The organism is Kibdelosporangium phytohabitans, assembly GCF_001302585.1.
Classification (GTDB): domain Bacteria; phylum Actinomycetota; class Actinomycetes; order Mycobacteriales; family Pseudonocardiaceae; genus Kibdelosporangium; species Kibdelosporangium phytohabitans.
In genome coordinates this window covers 7,384,465-7,401,656 of sequence record NZ_CP012752.1, presented here as the reverse complement: position 1 = coordinate 7,401,656, position 17,192 = coordinate 7,384,465, and the positions used below count along the sequence as shown (strand labels likewise).

Genomic DNA, 17,192 nt, shown 5'->3' with positions numbered 1-17,192 from the left:
CTTCGTCCGACATGGCACTTATGACCCACCTGGAGGTGCTGGACTACGCCGGTCCGACGAAGTGGCGTTGGCGACTGACCACGTCCACGGGTGAGTTCGTCGCTGACCACTCGGTCTCGCTCGACGAGACCGAGTGGCAGTACGAGGCGTTCACGGATCTGTACCGGTACCTCAAATGGAACGCCGTTCCCGACCGACGGGTGGCTCACGAAGCCGAACTCACGGCTCAGGTGGCCGATTGGGTCCGGTCGCGTGTCTTCGGCGACGTTCTGGCTGGGGTTCGCGGGCCGGTACGGCTGGAGGTGCCGCCTGAGGCCGGGTTGCTGGCGTACCGGCCGTGGGAGCTGGCCGGCGGGTCGTTCGTGATCGACCTGCCGCACCCGTCCCGCACGAAGGCCGATGTCGGTGACCGGCTGCGGATGCTGGCGGTGTTCAGCTTGCCGGAAGGCGCGGGTGCTCTGAACCTGCGCAAGGAACGCCACGCGTTGACGCGGCTGGTGCGGGAGATCGCAGCGGTGAACGAGAAGGGCATCGAGCTGCGGGTCCTGCAGTACGGGGCGACTCGTGAGCGTTTGGAGGAGGCCCTGCTCGAGCAGTCCGGATGGGATGTCGTGCACCTGTCCGGGCACGGCCTGCCCGCGGGACTGGTCCTGGAGGACGACACCGGTAGCCGGGATCTGATCACCAGCACGGAGTTGGTCGACCTGCTCGACGAAGCCGGCGACCAGATCAAGCTGGTGACGTTGTCGGCCTGCGAATCCGCCGCGGTGACGGCCACTGAGCACTTGCAACTGCTCGGCCTGTCGCCTGCGGTCCGGTCCACTTCGGAGCCCGCGGGTTCGTTGCCCGCCGTGGCGACCGAGATCCTGCGGCGCCTGGACTGCGCGGTGCTGGCGATGCGCTATCCCGTGGTCGACGACTTCGCCATCGCGTTGACCGGGAGGTTCTACGACCTGGTGCTGGGCAAGGGCAAATCCGTGGCAGGCGCTTTGGCCGTCGCGCTGTCCAAGGTGACCTCCGGCCCGCCCACCGCTGCCATTCCCGCGTTGTCGGCGGCAACCCCGACCTTGTTCGGTGCCCGCTCCGGTGATCTGCGGCTCGTTCCGCCTCCGGGCGGACCTGTCGAGCTGAAGGTCGATCGGCAGAAGTTGGCGGAGTTCCCCGAGCAGTTGGAGCGCTTCGTCGGTCGTGTCGGCCCGATGACACGGGCCACGACCGCTTTGGCTCCGCGCAGCGGTTCTTCGGGCGTGCTGTTCCACGGGATGGCCGGTGCGGGCAAGACTTCTTGTGCGGTGGAGCTGGCGTACACGCATCAGGAGTCGTTCCCTTTCATGGCGTGGCATGTCGCGCCGCCTGAGGGGCACGAGATCGCCACCGCACTGGCCGGGTTCGTGCGGGCTTTGGAACGCCAGCTGCCTGGCCTGAAGCTGGTGCACCGGATCGGCGACATCGACATGTTGCGTGCGGCGTTGCCGAATCTGACCGAGGTGCTTGAGAACAACCGCGTCCTCATCGTCCTGGACAACGTCGAGTCGTTGCTCACCGACAAGGGGGAGTGGCGTGATGACCGTTGGGCGCTGCTGATCCACGCCCTGACCAACCACAGGGGCTTCTCGCGCCTGGTGCTCACCTCACGACGTAAACCGCTGGGGCTGCGGGATTCGGTGCTGTGCGAGGCGGTACACGCGTTGTCGTTGCGTGAGTCGGTTCTGCTGGCTCGCGAGTGGCCGAATCTGCGTGCGCTGATCGACGACGAGCCGGAACTGGCCGTGCGCACGCTGCAGATCGTCCAGGGACACCCGAAGTTGCTCGAATTCGCCGAGGCGATCGCCGCCGACAAGGCGACGCTGACCGAACGCCTCGACCAAGCCGATTCGACGTGGGACGCCCGAGGTGCTCGGCTCGACGCGTTCGTCCGCGGGGACGAGCCGGTCGCCGGCGACGACGACTACTTCGCCGTGCTGGAGACCTGGACCACGGTGACCATGGCGACGTTGCCCGACAAGTCGGTTGTCCTGTTCCATTTCCTGTGCTGCGTGGAAGAGGCCGACAGGAACGAGCCGGTGGTGCGGGAAAACTGGTCCGCCCTGTGGCAGGCGCACCGTGCGGGTGACCCGCCGCCGATCGCCGAGGCGCTCGGGCCACTCGTCGACCGCGCTGTGGTCGGGATTGACGGCGAGGGTTACCGGATCCACCCGGGAATCGCCGGAACCGGCCGGGACGACGCGGACTCCCGGTTCCGCTCGTCGGTGGACGTCGAACTGGGCAAGTTCTGGCGCCACATCATGAGCCTCGCCGTCGAACACGAGGGGCAAGAGTCGTCCAGCGCCGCGGTCCAGCACGCCGCGATCGGTGCCGCGCCCTACCTCTTTCGTCAGCGGAACTGGCCGCACCTCGACAACGCGATACAGATGGTTCTGCAGCGTGACTACTCACTGGCCACGATGGCCACCCTGCTGCCCTTCGCCTCCGCGGCGGCCGAGGCGACCCGCGGGACGCAGGACGAGCTCGTCGTCGCTCGTACGCATGGTGGTGTGCTCAGCCGCCTTGACCCCGGTCAGGCCGAGATCATCTTCCGCGACCTGCTCAACCTCGCACTCGATCGCGGCGACTTCGGGCGGGCGGCGATCGTCGCCGACAGTTTGGTGGGTCTGTACCGCAACGAGGGGCGTCTCGAAGCGGCCCTGGATGTGCTCGACCGCAAGGCCGAGTACTCGGAGAAAGCCGGACTCGGACCGACGGTTCGGCTGACGGACGACGCACACCGACTCCGGATCATGGAGCTGCTTGGGCGCGGCGGCGACGACGTGCTCGCTTCGGTGACCCGTCTTCTCGCGGAGTGGCGAGCTGTGGAAGCCAGTGGTGGGTACCCGCTCAGCGTTCCCGTGTGGTCGCCGGTCGAGAACCTGTTGAGCACTGGCACGCTCGTCGCCGAACGGCTGGGCCAGTGGCGGCAGGCGCTGGACTTCAACACCGAGTTGATCGAGTCGATGCGTCGCCGCGGGGCCACGGCATTGGATCAGGCCGTTGCCGCCTACAACGGCAGTCGCGCGCTGATGCAGCTCGGCATGGTCGCCGAGGCGCGCAACGTGTTGCTGTGGTGCCGCGAGGTGTGGGACCAGGGCCAGGACATGGGCACCTTGGCCAAGGTCTTCGCCAGGTTGGCGGAAGCCGAGGACAAACTGGGCCACTCGGACCGCGCACTCGACATCCAGCTCGACTCGTTGCGGTTGACGTACCCTTCGCGGGATCCGAAGCTGATCGCGTTCCTGCACAATCGTGTGGCCATGTTCGCCTACCGTTCGTACGGGGAGTTCAGCTGGGCGGTCTGGGCGCACTTCGCCGCGGCGGCGATGATCTTGTGGCACGACAACCGTGCGGCTCTGGACGAGAACCTGGCAGTCCTCCAAGGGTTCAAGTCCGGTGTCTCCGACGACATGCGGTCGTTCGAGGAGATCTCACAGGTTGTCGAGCACACCGCGGGCGTCCGGCTCGCCGACTTGCTCCAGCACATGGGCGTCGCCGACTGCCAGGCCCTCCTCTGCGAAGTGCTCCACGCGGCCGAGCAGTCAGCAACGGCCTCGTAGCACCTCGGCGGCCCACTCGCACCAGCTGATCTCGTCCTTGAGGTACATCCGGCCGCGGGTACCCGCGAGATAAGGCCCGATGTTCTCGGCGGTGGCCAGGTACTCCTGCTCGGACAGTCCGTCGCGCAACCGTGTCAGCTGAGCCTGGAGGAACTCGTCTTTGGCGCGTGCCTGAGTCAGGCGCTCGTCCAGTTGCTTGATCAGCACGCTCGGGTCGGCCGCGTGCTCGGCGTAGGCCTTCACGATCAGGTCGTCGCGGATCGAGATCGGCTTCGTGGGGGCCGCGGTGAACCTGGCCAGTTCGTCGCGGCCGGTGTCGGTGAGGGCGAACACGCGCTTGTTCGGGCGGCCGTGCTGGACCACTTCGTGGCCGGTCAGCAGGCCGTCCGCTTCGAGTTTCGCCAGTTCGGCGTAGAGCTGCTGGGACGAGGCGTGCCAGAACGAGGACGCTGCCAGGTCGAACAGCTTGCTCAGCTGGTAGCCGCTCAGTTCGCGGTCCAGCAGCGCTGCCAGCAGTGCGTGCCGAAGTGCCATGCGTCTCCCGTCTCTTGCGGCGATGGTACTCAAGGATATGATTACTCAAGAAATTGAGTAGTGGGGAGACGCGGGTGAAGCTCGGATTCCACACCGGTTACTGGTCGTCGGGCCCTCCGGCCGGCGTCGAGGAGGCCATCGCCGAGGCGGAGCGGCTGGGCTTCGACTCGATCTGGGCCGCGGAGGCGTACGGCTCCGACTGCCTCACCCCCTTGGCTTGGTGGGGCGCGAAGACCGAGACCGTCCGGCTCGGCACCAACATCCTCCAGCTGTCCGCGCGGACCCCCACGGCCACCGCCATGGCCGCGCTGACCCTCGACCACCTGTCCGGTGGGCGCTTCGTCCTCGGGCTCGGGGCGTCCGGGCCGCAGGTCGTCGAAGGCTGGTACGGGCAGCCCTATCCGAAGCCGCTGGCGCGCACGCGTGAGTACGTCGAGATCGTGCGCAAGGTCATCGCACGGGAGCGGGTCGAGTTCTCCGGGCAGTTCTACCAGTTGCCGTACCAGGGTGGCGCCGGGCTCGGCAAGCCGCTGAAGTCCACGGTGCACCCGCTCCGCACCGACATCCCGATCTACCTCGCCGCCGAGGGCCCGAAGAACGTCGCGCTGGCCGCCGAGATCGCCGACGGCTGGCTGCCGCTGTTCTTCTCCCCGCGCGGCAACGACTTCTACAAGACCGCCCTGCAGAACGGCTTCGACAAGCCCGGTGCGCGCCGGAGCTGGGACACGTTCGAAGTCCCCGCGTTCCTGCCGGTCATCGTCAACGACGACGTGGAGCAGGCCGCCGACTGGGTGCGCCCGATGCTCGGGCTGTACATCGGCGGCATGGGCGCCAAGGGCGCGAACTTCCACTTCGACGTGTTCGCCCGCCTCGGCTACGAGGCCGAGTGCGCCAGGATCCAGGAGCTCTACCTCGGCGGCCACAAGGCCGAGGCGATCGCCGCCGTGCCGACCCGGATGGTCGAGGACATCTCGCTGATCGGGCCGCTGGCCAAGATCAAGGACGAACTCGCCGCCTGGAAGGAAAGCGTGGTCACGACACTGCTGGTGAACGCGGACGCCAAGACGCTGCGCACGCTCACGGAAATCGTCGCATGAGCACTGTCCCGGCCGAGCCCAGCACCCGGAGCCAGTGGGAAGCGTGGAAACGCAAGGAAATCCCACCGGTCGAGCGCGTCAGGGACGACCTGTGGTCGGTTCCCGTGCCGATCCCGCACAACCCGCTGCGCTACACGAACACGTACCTGTCTGTCGCCGACGAGGGCGTCGTGGTCGTCGACCCGGGCTGGTTCGCGCCGGAGACGTGGGACGGACTGGTGGCGGGTCTGGCCGCCGCGGGCGCGTCGGTGTCCGATGTGGTCGGTATCGTCGTCACCCACGTGCACGCGGACCACCACGGGCTCAGTGCACGCCTGAAGCAGGAATCCGGTGCGTGGATCGCGATGCACCCGGCCGAGCGGGAGGTGCTGCCCGCGCGTCTCGCCGAGACCACGGAGGCCTCCTACGACCGCGACTGGCTGCGTTCCTCCGGCATCCCCGCGGACGTCGCGGCGAAGCTGGAGTTCAGCGGTGAGGCCATGAAACCCTTCATGGACCTCGCGATGCCGGACGTCCTGCTGGACGACGGCGACGTCGTGCCGCACGGTGCCCGCACGATGCGCGCGGTGTGGACGCCGGGACACACGCCCGGCCACATCTGCCTGTACGACGAAGCCCGGGGCGTGCTGCTCACCGGCGATCACGTGCTGCCGAGGATCAGCCCGAACATCGGGATGAGCATCGGTGACGACAACCCGTTGTCCAGCTACATCGCGTCACTGGAACGGATCGCCGAGTTCGACGACGCGGAAGTGCTGCCCGCGCACGAATACCGCTTCCGCGGTGTCGCACGCCGGACCCTCGCGCTGATCCAGCACCACCAGGAGCGCTGCGACGAGATCTCCGCCGTGCTGCACGCCAACGGCGAGGCCACGACGTGGGAGATCACCGAGAAGCTCACGTGGTCGCGTGGCTGGGAGAACGTGCGCGGCATCATGCGCCGCAGCGCGGTCGCGGAAACTGGCGCCCACCTGCAGTACATGCGTAAGGTCGGTTCAGTGGAACTCGTGGACGGTGAGGTACGTCGCTGGCGGGCCAGCCTGTGAGGGTGGCGCTGGTCGGTGCGCAACCGGATGAGCAGTACCCGGGCATCACGTGGACAGGTGTCGGCGAGGCGGGCCTGGTGATCGCGGTGGGGGAGCCGTCGGCGGACGCGGACGTGGTCGTCGCGTCCACAGAGGACATCAGTGGGCTGTGGGAAACCCGGCTGTCCCAGCTCGTCCGCAACCTGGCGGACGGCCGGATCGCCCAGTTCGGCGCCCCGCGCCTCGAGCCGCACAACCCCGGCTGGGCCGTGACGGCGGACCGGCTGCTGCGGCGCCTGGCCCGGTTCGCGGCCAGGCCGGACTACGCCTGGGACCACATCGGCTCGACCTCGGTACCGGGGCTGGCCGCGAAACCCATCGTCGACCTGCAGATCGGCGTCCCGTCGCTGCAGGACGTCGACGGGGTCGAAGCCGCGGTGGCCCGCGCCGGGTTCGTCGACGTGGCCGGGATCGCCCCCGACTCGCCCGGCGTGCTGCGCGACAACCCGAGGGGTGAGGGGAACTTCTGGGAGAAAAGGCTTTTCGCCTCGGCGGATCCCGGGCAGCACGCGATCCTGCACGTCCGCCAACTCGATTCGCCGTGGTGGCACTACACGACCCGGTTCCGCGACCTGCTGCGCTCCGACGAGACGCTGCGCGGTGACTACGAGCGGATGAAGCGCGGCCTGGTCGAGGTCAACGCCGGGGAATCGAACTACGACAAGTACACCATCGCCAAGACGGCCTTCTTCGACACGATCCAGCACCGGCTGAACCGAGCCTGAACACCACGCCGCCGCCGGCGCGTCCCACGAGGACGCACCGGCGGCGGAGGTGGTGTTGTCAGGCGTCGTCGCCGAGGTCGGCGAGGGCCTGCTTGACCTTGGCCATCTCCTCCTCGAGCTCACGCAGCCGCGACTCGTGCTGCTCGCGGGCGGCGTTGATCACCTCTTCGATCTTCTCGGCGATCTCGGGGTGCAGCTCCTGCGCGGCCTTGGCGACCGCGGCGGCGGGGATGGAGAGGCCCTGCACGACACGGGACGTGCCGTGCATCAGGTCGGCCTGCCAGTTGCCGTCGAGCGTGCCCGTCACGGTCAGCGTGAGCTCGACAGTGCGGGTCTTCTTCGCGGTGCTCTTGGCGCGAGCGGCGCGCTTGGGCTTTTCCTCAACCACTGGAGTCTCCTCAGCAGTCGCTTCGGTGCCCTCTTCGCTGGTCGAGGCAGGCACCTCCTCGTCACCGGGAGCGCTAGTAGCCGCCTCGGCGGTTGGAGCGGTCATCCTGGTCCTTTCGTGGTCACGTGGAGGGGGTAACACATCCTAGAACACGTGTTCGAACATGCGTGCTCCAGGGGTGTCAAGACACTATCCCGATAGGGTTCGCCGGGTGAGCGGAGGCCTGTTGGTTGCCGGTACGTCGTCGGACGCGGGCAAGAGTGTGCTGGTCGCGGGCCTGTGCCGGTGGCTGGCGCGGCAAGGTGTGCGGGTGGCGCCGTTCAAGGCGCAGAACATGTCCAACAACTCCGTGGTCACCCCGGACGGCGGCGAGATCGGCCGGGCGCAGGCGCTGCAGGCCGCCGCGGCCGGGCTCGTCCCCAGTGTCCGGTTCAACCCGGTCCTGCTCAAACCGGGCGGCGACCGCACGTCGCAGGTCGTCCTGCTCGGCAAGGTGATCGGGCACACCTCCGCGTTGTCCTATCGGGACCGCAAACCCGAGCTGTTCCAGACCGTTCTCTCCACTTTGGAGGGCTTGCGCGCCGAGTACGACGTGGTCGTGTGCGAAGGCGCGGGCTCGCCGACGGAGATCAACCTCCGCCGCACCGACATCGCCAACATGGGCCTGGCCAGGGCGGCCGACCTGCCCGTCATCGTTGTCGGCGACATCGACCGCGGCGGCGTGTTCGCGCACCTCTACGGCACGGTCGCGCTGCTCTCGCCGGCCGACCAAGCGCTTGTCGCGGGATTCGTGATCAACAAGTTCCGCGGCGACCCGGCCCTGCTGCGCCCCGGCCTCGACCAGCTGCACGACCTCACCGGGCGGCGCGTACTCGGCGTGCTGCCGTGGAACGCGGACCTCTGGCTGGACGCGGAGGACTCGTTGTCCTACACGGCCGACGGCGTCGTGGGCAGGCCGCTCCCACCGGTGGGGGAGCAGTGGCTGCGGGTCGCCGTCGTGCGGTTGCCGAGGATCTCCAACGGCACCGACGTCGAGGCGCTGGCCTGCGAACCGGGCGTGTCGGTGCGGTTCGTCACCGAACCGTCCCGCCTGGCGGACGCCGACCTCGTCGTCATCCCCGGATCGAAGGCGACCGTGCACGACCTGGAGTGGTTGCGGCACAACGGTCTGGCCGACGCGATCATCGATCACGGCCGACGCGGCCTGCCCGTCGCCGGGATCTGCGGCGGGTTCCAGATGCTGGGTACCAGGATCACCGATTCGTATGAATCCGGAGCGGGCGAGGTTCCCGGTCTCGGCCTGCTCGACGTCGAGTTCGAGTTCCAGCGGGACAAGATCCTGCGTCGCCCGGACGGGTTCGTGTTCGGCCATCCGGCGACGGGCTACGAGATCCACCACGGCACGGTCGTCGACCAGCCCGCGGACGGGCTCGTCACGCTGCCGGACGGTACACCCGAAGGTGTACTCAGCGGTGCGATCGCGGGTACGCACTGGCATGGCCTGCTGGAGAACGACGAACCCCGCCGCGCGCTGCTGGACTGGGCCGCCGGCCACGCGGGACGGCCGGGATTCCGCCCAGCGCCCGGCACGTCCTTCGCCGCGGTCCGGGAAGCGCAGCTCGACCTGCTCGGCGATCTGGTCGCCGAGCACATGGACACCGATGTCCTGCGGGGACTGCTGGCCGAGGGCGCACCGTCCGGTCTTCCCGTTCTCCCGCCCGGTGCGCCTTGACGGGTTGAGCCGAGCGGTGGTTTCCCGTGGCCGCGCTGAGTGCGAAAATACGCGTTGACAACGTTGTCACCCTCCATCCTGCAGGAGAAGCCATGCGTGTATTCGCCGCGGCCTTGGCGTTCGCGGCGGCGCTCACGTTCGCCGCCGTCCCAGCCGCCGCCGCACCGTCGAGAGTGGCTGTCAGCGATCCCGCCCAGTACGTCAACACCTTCGTCGGAACCAAACCCGGTGGCCCTGACTTCGGCCACGGCGGCGGCGCCGGCAACACCTTCCCCGGCGCGGACGCGCCGTTCGGGATGATGCAGTGGAGCCCGGACACCGTGCTGCACCAGCACGGCGGCTACCACTACGACGACAACCGCATCAAGGGCTTCAGCCTGACGCACATCTCCGGCCCCGGCTGCAGCGACTTCGGCAACATCCCGTTCATGCCCGTGCTCGGCACGAGCCCGGTCGGCAACTACACGTTCTCGCACGCCAACGAATCCGCCGCACCGGGCTACTACTCGGTGAGGTTCGACAACGGCCTGCGCACGGAACTGACCACGACGACCCGGACGGGCATGGCCCGGTTCACCTACCCGGCCGGTCAGCGAGCGTCGTTGTCAGTGGACGCGGCGAAGGCGTTCAACTCGGCCAGCGGCTCGATCACCATCGGCGCCAACACGTTGTCCGGCTACACCGACGGCGGCGGCTTCTGCGGCGCCGGCAACAGGTACCGGATCCACTTCCACGCCGTGTTCGACACTCCATTCGCGACATCGGGTGTGGCGGGCGCGGACGGCAAGGTCGACGAGAGCCGCAAGTCGATCGAAGGCCGCGGCGCGGGAAGCGTCCCGTCGCCGGTGAAAGGCGTGGACACGCGCAAGGGCCCGGCGGTCACCAGCGACGTGGCGCCGTTGGCGGCGTCGGCGTTCGTGTCCTTCAACGCCACCACAGTCACCGCGCGAGTGGGCATCTCGTTCGTCAGCCTCGACGGCGCGAACGCCAACCTCAGTGCCGAGCAGGGCGCCAAGGGCTTCGACGAGATCAAGGCCGGCACGCGTGCGGCGTGGAACGGGCTGCTCGGCCGGATCAACGTCAACGGCGGCACCGACGCGCAGCTGCGGACCTTCTACACCGCGCTCTACCACTCCCTGTTGCACCCGAACGTCTTCAGCGATGTGGACGGCAAGTACACCGGCTTCGACAAACAGGTCCACACGGTGGCGAACGGACGCGCGCAGTACGCCAACTTCTCCGGCTGGGACGTCTACCGGTCCCAAGTCGCACTGATAGCCCTGATCGCGCCGTCGGAAGCGGCCGACATCGCCCAGTCCGCGGTCGACCAGGCCAAGTACGGCGGATACTTCGACCGCTGGACAGTGGCCGACGGCGGCACAGGCGTGATGAACGGCGACCCGGTGTCCGCCATCATCGCCACCATGCACGCCTTCGGGGCGACCGACTTCGACGCCGCCGACGGCCTGCGCCGGATCGTCGCGGGAGTCAACGATGTCCGTCAGCGGCCGGGCTGGCTGCAGTACAACCAGTATGGCTACGTCCCGACCGGCCTCGGTGACGTGTGGGGCTCGGCGTCGACCACGCTGGAGTACACGAGTGCCGACTTCGCCATCTCGCAGTTCGCCGCCCGCCTCGGTGACGCGGCGACGGCGGAGAACTTCCTGCGGCGAGCCCAGAACTGGCGCAACCTCTTCGAATCGGGCAACAAGTACCTGCAGCCACGCAACACCGACACGTCGTTCCCCGGTTTCAGCCCGACGCAGCAGAACGAGTTCGTCGAAGGAAACGGCGGCCAGTACGCGTGGATGGTGCCGTACAACCACCGGGGGCTGTTCGACGCCATGGGCGGCAACGCCGCGGTCGTGCCCAGGTTGGACTCCTTCTTCACCGAACTGAACGCCGGACCCACCAAGAACATGGCGTACCTGGGCAACGAGCCGACGCTCAACACCCCGTGGGCCTACGCCTACGCGGGCGTGCCGTACAAGACGCAGGATGTGGTCCGGCGCGCGTTGACAACGTTGTTCAAGCCCGCGCCGGAAGGCATCGTCGGCAACGACGATCTCGGGCAGATGTCATCGTGGGCCGTGTGGGCCGCGTTGGGGATGTACCCGCAGGCGCCGGGCCGGTCCGAGCTCGTGCTGGCCAGCCCGCAGTTCTCGAGCGTCACGATCACCAGGGGCAACGGCAAGACCATCACCATCAACGCCCCCGGGGCCTCGGACGCGAACAAGTACGTGCAGAGCCTGCGGGTCAACGGTCAGGCGTCCAACCGCGCCTGGCTGCCGGAGTCCATCGTGGCCAACGGCGGAACGCTGGACTTCACGCTGGGCGCCGGCCCGAACACCACGTGGGGCAGTGCGCCCGCCGACGCCCCGCCGTCGTTCGACGTGGGCCCGGCGGCGCCGAGGACCGGGCTGATCAGCGGCCTCGCGAACAAGTGCGCCGACGCGAACCCGCCGCAGTCCAGCGGTTCCATCGTGCGGCTGTGGGAGTGCAACAGCTCGGTCGCGCAGCAGTGGACCTTGGCGTCGGACGGCACGATCCGCGCCGCCGGGCGATGCCTGGACGTGGCAGGCAGCAAACGGGACAACGGAACCAAGGTCCAGTTGTACGACTGCAACGGCACGGGCGCGCAGCAGTGGTGGCCGAAGGCCAACGGCGCGTTGGTGAACTCGCCTTCCGGGCGGTGCTTGGACGTGCCGAACAGCAACTCCGCCAACGGAACCCAGTTGCAGATCTACGACTGCAACACATCGAGCGCGCAGAACTGGCGCCTGCCGTAGCACGGCGTCCGGCCGGTCCAGTGCGGGCCGGCCGGACCCGTCGTCCCGCCGATCAGCGCCAGATTCGCCGTGCTCGGCTCACTGTTCCCTGAGCAGCTTGATGACCGGGGCGAAGGACTCGAGGTTCGGTTCGAGCACGGTGAGGTACGTGATCCCGTACCGGTCACGCAGCGTACGCACCTTGGCGGCGATCTCCTCGTGCGTCCCGCCCAGCATCGCCGGAACGTCGGGGGCGCTGTCCGTGGCGTCGGACACGTTCTGCACCAACAGGTTCGATTCGTAGTCGCGGCCGTCAGCCGCCTTGCGCACGAACTCGACGCGTTCACCGAGCTCGTCCCACGTGATGAACTCCATCGGCTGCGCGCTGCCCGGCGGTGTGGTCCTCAACCCCGCGAACGCCACGGTGTCCGCGTGTCCGGCGGCCAGCCGCAGCACGCGATCCCCGTTGCCGCCGACCACGATCCGCAGCGACTGCCCCAGTTTCGCCGCTTCCGCGCGCATCCTGTGGACCACGTCCGTCAGGTGCGTCACGCGTTCGCCCGGTCGCGGCCAGGCCAGGCCTGCTTCTTCGAACTCCTCGCGGACGTATCCCGCGCCCAGTCCCAGCTCCAGCCTGCCCTGCGCGAACGTGTTCAGCGTGAACACGTCCCTGGCCAGCAGAACCGGGTTCCAGAACCCGGCGTTGAGCACGAAGGTTCCCAGCCGCACGCGGCTGGTGTGCTCCGCGGCCAGCGACAGCCACGGGAACGGCGCGGGCATCCCCAGGTGGTCCGGGACCAGGATCACGTCGTAACCGAGTTCCTCGGCCCGGCGGACCTTGGCGATCGCCGCCGACCGGTCACCGTTGGTGATCATGTTGACGCCGAACCGAAACGCGCGAGTCATGGTGGGAAAGCTACCAGCGGGCGAACCGACTCGTTGCCCCACGAAGACCGAGCCGATCCGCGATACGGAGGCCGCGGTCGCTGGTCGCCCCTGTCCTGCTGACGTCGACCGTCGCGTTGCTGCTGGCGTTCGGTGTGTTGCTGGACACGTTGATCCTCCGATCGTTGCAGGTAGCGGTGGTGTCGCTGCGGATCGACCGCAAGATCCGGTGGCCGAGCGTCCCACGCGCGGCGCCGGTTGGTTGGGATCCGGCCCCCGGGATGCGACGATGGCGTGCGGTGCGAACGCGGAGGAAATCCGGTGCGAATCCGGTGCGGTCCCGCCACTGTCACCAGGTGCCGAACCTGGGAGCCAGACACTCCGCTCGCACACGGGTACGCGCCCGCGTGCCCGATGCCTCGACTTCGGGCGCGGACACCCGGGGAAGGATCTCGCCGTGCGCTTCCCGTTCTCAGCCATCGTCGGCCACGACGACCTGCGGATGGCACTGCTGCTCAACGCGGTGCACCCGGGTATCGGGGGAGTGCTGGTCAGAGGTGAGAAAGGAACCGCGAAGTCCACGATCGTGCGCGCGCTGGCAGCGCTGCTGCCCGTGGTCGACGTCGTGCCCGGCTGCCGGTTCGCCTGCGACCCCGCCAACCCCGACCCGGCGTGCCCCGACGCGCCGCACGACGGCGCCGACCAGCGCGCGGCGCGTCTGGTCGAGCTGCCCGTCGGCGCGACCGAGGACCGGCTCGCCGGATCACTCGACCTGGAACGCGCGCTGACCGAGGGCGTCCGGGCCTACCAGCCCGGACTGCTCGCGGCGGCGCACCGCGGGGTGCTGTACGTCGACGAGGTCAACCTGCTGCACGACCACCTGGTCGACCTGCTGCTGGACGCGGCGGCGATGGGCCGCGCGCACGTCGAGCGGGAAGGCGTGTCGATCTCGCACGCAGCGAGCTTCCTGCTGGTCGGCACGATGAACCCGGAGGAGGGCGAGCTGCGGCCGCAGCTGCTGGACCGGTTCGGGCTGACCGTGCACGTGGTGTCGTCGCGTGACGTCGCGGTGCGCACCGAGGTGATCCGGCGCAGGCTGGCGTTCGAGACCGACCCGGCGGGCTTCGCGGCGCGGTGGACCGCGGCCGACGCGGCACTGGCGGAGCAGATCGTCAAGGCCCGCACCGCGTTGCCCGGCGTCGCGCTGCCCGACGCGGAACTGCGCCGGATCGCGTCGGTGTGCGCTGCTTTCGAGGTGGACGGCATGCGCGCTGACCTCGTGGTGGCTCGTACGGCCATCGCGCACGCCGCGTGGCGTGGCGCGGACAGTGTCGACGCCGACGACGTCGAAGTCGCCGTGCGGCTCGCGTTGCCGCACCGGCGCAGGCGTGACCCCTTCGACGAGCCGGGGCTCGACGAGCAGCAGCTGCAGGACGCCTTGCGGAACGCCGCCGAGCAGGAACAAGAGCCGGAGCCGGATGACGACCCGGACGGCGGCCCCGACGGCGGCGGTGCGGAAAGCCATGGCAACGCGGAACAACCGCCAGGCGACAAGGAGCAGCCGCCGGGAGGCGGGACCTCCGGTGACCAGCCGCCCACGCCTCCGGCGCCCGCGTTCCGTGCCCGCCTGCTCGAAGTGCCCGGTATCGGCGAAGGCGCGCCGGGACGCCGGTCGCGTGCGGCGGCACGCAACGGCCACACCGTTCGTCCGTCCACAGTAGATGGACACGGTCTGCACCTGGTCGGCACGCTGTCGGCCGCCGCGCCGTTCCAGGCCGCACGCGGCCGGACGGGCACCGGGTTGGTCTTGCGTTCGCAGGACGTGCGACTGGCCGTCCGCGAGGGCAAGGAAAGCAACCTCGTCATCTTCTGCGTGGACGCGTCCGGCTCGATGGCGGCCCGCAAACGCATGTCCGCCGTGACGGGCGCGGTCCTGTCGCTGCTGCGTGACGCCTACCAGCGACGCGACAAGGTCGGCGTGGTCACGTTCCGCGGCAGCAGCGCGGAAGTCGCCCTGCCTCCGACGTCCTCGGTGGACGCGGCTGCGGCGCGGCTGAAGGGCCTGCGCACCGGCGGCCGCACACCACTGGCCGACGGACTGCTGAAAGTACGCCGAGTCCTCGCCGCCGAACGACTCCGTGACCCACGCCGCCGTCCGCTGCTGGTGCTGCTGACCGACGGGAAAGCCACCCGGACGGCAGGTGGCCGCGACCCGATGGACGACGCCGTCCGCGCGGCCGGGATGCTCGCCGCCGACGGCATCGCGAACATCGTGGTCGACTGCGAACAGGGCTACGTGCGGCTGGGCCTGGCGGCCAAGGTGGCCGCGGTGATGGGCGGCACCTGCCTGCGCCTGGCGGACCTGTCGGCCGACCAGGTCTCGGGCGTGGTCAGGGCAGCGCGAGCAGCGTAAGGAGGAACTGGCGTGCCACAAGGAAAACCGGTCGCCGTCCCACGGGACGGCCTGACCACGCGGCAGCGCCGCAACCGGCCGTTGCTGGTCCTGCACACGGGCGAGATGCGGGGCAAGTCCACCGCCGCGTTCGGCCTGGCGCTGCGCGGCTGGAACCAGGGCTGGTCGATCGGCGTGTTCCAGTTCGTCAAGTCGGCGAAGTGGAAGGTCGGCGAGGAGAACGCCTTCAAGGCCCTCGGCAGGCTGCACGAGCAGACCGGGGAAGGCGGACCGGTCGAATGGCACAAAATGGGCGAAGGCTGGTCGTGGACCCGCAAGCAGGGCACCGAGGACGACCACGCTGCCGCGGCGCGGGAAGGCTGGCGTGAGATCGCCCGCAGGCTCGCCGCCGAACAGCACGGGTTCTACGTCCTCGACGAGTTCACGTACCCGATGCACTGGGGCTGGGTCGACGTCGGCGAGGTCGTGGCGGCACTGCGGGACCGCCCCGGCCACCAGCACGTGGTGATCACCGGGCGGCACGCGCCGCAGGCACTGGTCGACGCGGCCGACATGGTCGTGACGATGACGAAGGTGAAGCACCCGATGGACGACGGGCAAAAGGGTCAGCGGGGCATCGAGTGGTGATTCCCCGGGTCGTGATCGCGGCCCCGGCCTCCGGCTGCGGCAAGACGACCGTGGCGACCGGGCTGATGGCGGCGTTGCGGCGGCGCGGCGACAAGGTCGCGCCGTTCAAGGTCGGCCCGGACTACATCGACCCCGGCTACCACACGCTCGCGGCGGGCAGGCCCGGCCGCAATCTCGACCCCGTCCTCGTCGGCGAGTCCACGGTCGCGCCGCTGTTGCTGCGCGGCGCGGCCGGTGCGGACATCGCCGTGATCGAAGGCGTGATGGGCATGTTCGACGGCCGCGACCCGGCGTCGGACTTCGGCTCGACCGCCCACATCGCCAAACTCCTGCAAGCACCGGTGATCCTGGTGGTCGACGCGTGGGGCCAGGCACGCAGCATGGCCGCGCTCGTGCACGGTTTCCGCGCGTTCGACACGTCGATCCGGCTCGCCGGTGTGATCGCCAACCGCGTCGGATCGGCGTACCACGCCTCGATCCTGGCCACGGCGTGCGAGGAAGTCGGGTTGCCGCTGCTCGGGGCGTTGCGGCGGGACGAGAGCCTGCAGGTGCCGTCCCGGCACCTCGGCCTGGTGACCGCCGCCGAGCACGGGCCCGAGGCCGTCCGCGTGATCGATTCGATGGCGCACCTCGTCGCGGGCGGCGTCGACCTGGACGAAGTGACGGCCGTGGCCCGCTCGGCGGGACCGCTGCCCGGCACACCGTGGGAATCCGGCATGGCGGAGGCCGGGCGGCCCGTGATCGCCATCGCCGGCGGACCAGCGTTCACCTTCGGCTACGCGGAACACGCGGAGCTGCTGGCGGAAGCCGGTGCGCAGGTCGAGGTGTTCGACCCGTTGCACGACTCCGCCCTTCCCGAAGGTGCCCGTGGTCTTGTCCTGCCGGGCGGATTCCCCGAGCAGCACGCCGAGGCGCTGTCGGCCAACGAGCCGCTGCGCCGAGCGGTCGCGGAGTTCCGCGGCCCGGTCCACGCCGAGTGTGGCGGGCTGTTGTTCCTGGTCAAGAGCCTGGACGGGCATCCGATGTGCGGTGTGCTCGACGCGACCGCCGAGATGACGGCGTCGTTGTCACTCGGGTATCGCGACGCGGTCGCGGTCAGTGACTCGCCGTTGTGCGCCGAAGGCACGCGATGGACCGGGCACGAGTTCCACCGCACGGTCGTGCACCCCGTGCATGGCCCGAAACCCGCGTGGGTGTGGCGTGACCGGGAGGGCTCAGTCGTGCGGGAGGGCTACGTATCAGGCCAGGTGCACGCCTCCTACCTGCACACCCACCCCGTCGCCAACCCGGGAGCGATCGCGCGGTTCGTCGCCCGTGCGACCCGCTGAGCCCGACTGTGGCAGGGTATGCG

The 17,192-nt window shown here is 69.2% G+C and carries 12 protein-coding genes and 1 riboswitch; of the genes, 9 read left to right on the top strand and 3 right to left on the bottom strand.

What is annotated here, in order from left to right:
• Positions 1-11: 11 nt before the first annotated feature.
• A complete protein-coding gene (locus AOZ06_RS33270; RefSeq protein ID WP_083472097.1) occupies positions 12-3,587 on the top strand; it encodes a CHAT domain-containing protein in 3,576 nt (1,191 codons plus the stop codon).
• On the opposite strand, the gene AOZ06_RS33265 is transcribed toward AOZ06_RS33270, so the two are convergent.
• A complete protein-coding gene (locus AOZ06_RS33265) occupies positions 3,570-4,121 on the bottom strand; it encodes a PadR family transcriptional regulator (RefSeq protein WP_054293006.1) in 552 nt (183 codons plus the stop codon). The genes AOZ06_RS33270 and AOZ06_RS33265 overlap by 18 nt on opposite strands.
• 74 nt (positions 4,122-4,195) lie before the next feature.
• Between AOZ06_RS33265 and AOZ06_RS33260 the strand changes: the two genes are divergently transcribed.
• Genes AOZ06_RS33260 through AOZ06_RS33250 form a run of 3 tightly spaced genes read left to right on the top strand, consistent with a single transcriptional unit; the run spans position 4,196 to position 7,028 of the window.
• Positions 4,196-5,218, top strand: coding sequence for an LLM class F420-dependent oxidoreductase (locus tag AOZ06_RS33260; protein WP_054293005.1), 1,023 nt, complete (start codon positions 4,196-4,198; stop codon positions 5,216-5,218).
• Positions 5,215-6,264, top strand: coding sequence for an MBL fold metallo-hydrolase (locus AOZ06_RS33255; protein WP_054293004.1), 1,050 nt, complete (start codon positions 5,215-5,217; stop codon positions 6,262-6,264). Before AOZ06_RS33260 ends, AOZ06_RS33255 begins: the two co-directional genes overlap by 4 nt.
• A 2-nt stretch (positions 6,265-6,266) precedes the next feature.
• Positions 6,267-7,028, top strand: coding sequence for a GrpB family protein (locus tag AOZ06_RS33250; protein WP_054293003.1), 762 nt, complete (start codon positions 6,267-6,269; stop codon positions 7,026-7,028).
• Positions 7,029-7,086: 58 nt separating this feature from the next.
• On the opposite strand, the gene AOZ06_RS33245 is transcribed toward AOZ06_RS33250, so the two are convergent.
• Positions 7,087-7,521, bottom strand: a complete 435-nt coding sequence (locus tag AOZ06_RS33245; protein ID WP_054293002.1) for a DUF6319 family protein — start codon at positions 7,519-7,521, stop codon at positions 7,087-7,089.
• 58 nt (positions 7,522-7,579) lie between these two features.
• Here AOZ06_RS33245 and AOZ06_RS33240 point away from each other — a divergent pair, with 58 nt between their 5' ends.
• Entirely contained in the window at positions 7,580-9,148 is a 1,569-nt protein-coding gene (locus tag AOZ06_RS33240; protein WP_054293001.1) for a cobyric acid synthase, read from the top strand.
• Between the two features lie 92 nt (positions 9,149-9,240).
• On the top strand, positions 9,241-11,937 hold the full coding sequence (locus AOZ06_RS33235) for a lectin (protein ID WP_063810159.1): 2,697 nt from the start codon (positions 9,241-9,243) through the stop codon (positions 11,935-11,937).
• A gap of 78 nt (positions 11,938-12,015) precedes the next feature.
• Here the strand turns inward: AOZ06_RS33235 and AOZ06_RS33230 are convergent, their stop codons facing one another.
• Positions 12,016-12,822 (bottom strand): TIGR03621 family F420-dependent LLM class oxidoreductase, encoded by an 807-nt coding sequence (locus tag AOZ06_RS33230; protein WP_054293000.1) that lies wholly within the window; start codon positions 12,820-12,822, stop codon positions 12,016-12,018.
• A gap of 258 nt (positions 12,823-13,080) precedes the next feature.
• A riboswitch (cobalamin riboswitch) is annotated at positions 13,081-13,202 on the top strand.
• A 56-nt stretch (positions 13,203-13,258) separates the two neighbouring features.
• Between AOZ06_RS33230 and AOZ06_RS33225 the strand changes: the two genes are divergently transcribed.
• Genes AOZ06_RS33225 through AOZ06_RS33215 form a run of 3 tightly spaced genes read left to right on the top strand, consistent with a single transcriptional unit; the run spans position 13,259 to position 17,169 of the window.
• Complete coding sequence (locus AOZ06_RS33225; protein ID WP_083472095.1) at positions 13,259-15,214, top strand: putative cobaltochelatase; 1,956 nt, start codon at positions 13,259-13,261, stop codon at positions 15,212-15,214.
• A gap of 12 nt (positions 15,215-15,226) precedes the next feature.
• Positions 15,227-15,841 (top strand): cob(I)yrinic acid a,c-diamide adenosyltransferase, encoded by a 615-nt coding sequence (gene cobO, locus AOZ06_RS33220; RefSeq protein ID WP_054292999.1) that lies wholly within the window; start codon positions 15,227-15,229, stop codon positions 15,839-15,841.
• Positions 15,838-17,169 (top strand): cobyrinate a,c-diamide synthase, encoded by a 1,332-nt coding sequence (locus AOZ06_RS33215; RefSeq protein ID WP_054297095.1) that lies wholly within the window; start codon positions 15,838-15,840, stop codon positions 17,167-17,169. Before cobO ends, AOZ06_RS33215 begins: the two co-directional genes overlap by 4 nt.
• Positions 17,170-17,192 lie beyond the last annotated feature (23 nt).